Origin of the sequence: Dysgonomonas sp. Shenzhen-Wh21, from assembly GCF_043392705.1 — a bacterium.
Lineage (GTDB): Bacteria > Bacteroidota > Bacteroidia > Bacteroidales > Dysgonomonadaceae > Dysgonomonas.
In genome coordinates this window covers 1-2781 of record NZ_JAIXHZ010000230.1, presented here as the reverse complement: position 1 = coordinate 2781, position 2781 = coordinate 1, and the positions used below count along the sequence as shown (strand labels likewise).

General features: G+C 32.6%; 2 protein-coding genes and 1 pseudogene. All 3 read right to left on the bottom strand.

Annotated features, from left to right (window positions below):
* Window positions 1-32 precede the first annotated feature (32 nt).
* A complete protein-coding gene (locus LDB17_RS15475) occupies window positions 33-1190 on the bottom strand; it encodes a TolC family protein (protein ID WP_393925130.1) in 1158 nt (385 codons plus the stop codon).
* Between the two features lie 74 nt (window positions 1191-1264).
* Window positions 1265-2611 carry a HAMP domain-containing sensor histidine kinase gene (locus LDB17_RS15470; RefSeq protein ID WP_252637357.1) on the bottom strand — a complete coding sequence of 449 codons (1347 nt, stop codon included), beginning with the start codon at window positions 2609-2611 and terminating at the stop codon, window positions 1265-1267.
* Window positions 2608-2721: pseudogene (locus LDB17_RS15465) on the bottom strand (helix-turn-helix domain-containing protein); the annotation flags it as partial. The pseudogene LDB17_RS15465 and the gene LDB17_RS15470, both read right to left, overlap by 4 nt.
* Between the last annotated feature and the right edge of the window lie 60 nt (window positions 2722-2781).

Here is a 2781-nt window from a genome sequence, read left to right as displayed (position 1 = left end):
ATGAGATGCTTGGTATATATACAAAAAATTTCCTAAATAGAAATATCAGTATGCTCGAATACCTCGATTTTATGGAATCTTATAAAAGCAACAAACAAATCATTATTCTCTATTTCTTCATAAAATTTGTACGTGCGACTATAATTGTAGAAAGCCTCAGTTATTTCATGTTCAGCAATATTTTGTAGCTGCAAAGCAATAAGTTTGTTTTGCTCAATATTTATTTTAGCAGCTTTAATATTCCCTTGATTCCTATTCAAAAAGGGTAAATCGAAACTGATCCCAAATCCGATAAAATCTTTCCATACGCCTCCATACTGATCATAAGAGGCACTTAGTGTTATATCCGGAATTCGTTGTGATTTTTCGTAGATCAATGATTTTTCATAAAACAAAGTTTGCTGTTGTTCACGTTTTATATCAGGACGTAACTCGTGCGCTTTTTCGAGTAAAGACACGAGTGAGACCTGATTGGGATCAATATAATTGAAGTTTGTGTTTTCTACTTTTATGATATAAAAAGGTGAGATATTAAGTAACGATTTCAGATTTTTTTGTTGTTCATTCAAAGCTGCTTCCGTCTCATTTATTTCATTTTTAAGTTCTATTAAGCCTGATTGAAGCCTAAGCAATTCATTTTTTGCGATATTGTTTAGTTCGGCTTGTCTTTTGTAGGCAGAAATAAGTAGCTCAAGAGACTCTTGTTGAACAGATAAGACATCTTTGTATGATTGAAGGTATTCTGTTTCGTAAATTAATTTTCGAAACTCTGCTTTCAAACCTCTCAGTACATCTTCAAAATTTAAAACAGTAATTTCTCTTGAAACTTTTTGGCTGTTGATAAGCTTGTTTCGTTTATTGGCTGTTAAAATTAATTGACTAAGTTCTATACTAAACTGTGTATTTCTAGGAAAGGCCCCCCCAAGTTCTTCTCTTTGTTTGGCGGTGCTCCATAAATTCATCGAACCGATAGATAATTGTGGATTATCCCATAGTTTTGATTGTGCAATTTCTGCCTCGGCAAGAGTGATGTTCATCTTTTCGGCTAATAGCTGTAGGTTTTGTTTTAGGAACAAAGCCTCAATTTCCACAGGAGTATACTTGAGTATTTGAAACTCTTGAGCAAAGACCGGTAATCCGAAAAATGTCAATATAAGACAGGGCAAAGTTGATAGCAGTAACTTTCTCATCTTCAAAATCTAATTTTAGATGCAAAACTAGACTCTTGAAATTAGAAAGAGATTAAACCGAGATTAGAATAGGATTAGAAATTGATATTCCAGGTAATTGTAACAGTTGTCCCTTTATTTTCCATAGATGAGATACTAATATCAGCTCCTGAAAGTTTTAATATTTTATGTGCAAGAGATAAGCCTATTCCAGCCCCCTTATATGAATGTGTATTTTGTGCTCGGTAAAATGTGTCGAATATTTTATTTTTTTCTTTTGCCGGTATGCCAATACCTTTATCCGAGACTAAAAGATGAAAGTGGGATTTGTTTTTGATGATTTCAACTTTAACCTCACCATTTGAATATTTACAAGCATTATCAATTATATTTTGTAGGGCTACAAATAACAAATGACTATTTGACGGAATATAGAATGAATTCTCATTTTTCACGAACGAAATTCGCCCTTTATATTTAGATTGCTCTAAATAATGAATAACGAATTGCAACTCTCCTACTACATCTAATTGCTCAACATCAGATTCTGATATTTCCAAATCGGTTTGAGCTAATTGGAAAAGGTTATTTACTAATATGTTTAAACGCTCGATCTCGTTTTCAATCCGTTTGATAGAACCTTTGTATTCATCGGGAGTAAACTCTTTTAGTTGCATAACTTCACACTCACCCATAATTGCTGTTAATGGGTTTTTTAGTTCGTGTGATGCATTCGCAATAAATGTCTTCTGCGAGTTGAAGCTTATTTCTAAGCGTTCGATCATCTGGTTGAAATAACTGATAACTTGAGCTAGTTCATCATTTCCCTTTCTCTCTATCAGTCGAAGGTGTAGGTCTTTGGGTGTTATTTCTTGCATTCGGGAAACCATATCCTGTAGAGGCTTAGTTATCATTTTTGCATTCCACCAGAGTAGACCAAAAATAATAATACTACTCACGAATAGCACTATTAACAGGATATGCTTCAGCAGATTTTTCAGGTAATCTCCTTGAATATTCTTAGCTGTAACGATAATGATAAAATTACCTTCATTGTCTGGGTAATATATACCAACTCCGCTTAGCTTATCAATCTCGAATTTTAATTGTTCTGTTCGGAACAATTCGTCTATTTGCCTTTCATTCAAGAAAGACTCAAGCTCTACAGTAGCATCATGTCTGTTATTGGCTACAATTATTCTTTCAGAAGTTTCAGGTAATAATCTTTGATATGCATCAAGTACTTTTTGATAGGCTTGTTGACTCAGTTCATCTTTTTCAAAATGCTTTTGAGCCGTAATAAGTGCTTTATCAAGTAAAAGCGTATAATAATTACTATCAATATTTTTTGAAGTAAGTAGATAAACAAAAATAAAAACAACCATCAAGATCACGACGGTGATAGATGTATATAAAAGGGCTAGTTTTGTTTTTATCTTCATTCTTCTTTTAATATATATCCTAATCCAATAACTGTATGAATTAGCTTATCCATTCCTTCATACTGAATCTTATTTCGTATATAGTTAACATATACATCTATCACCGTCGTGATCTTGATGGTTGTTTTTATTTTTGTTTATCTACTTACTTCAAAAAATATTGATAGTAA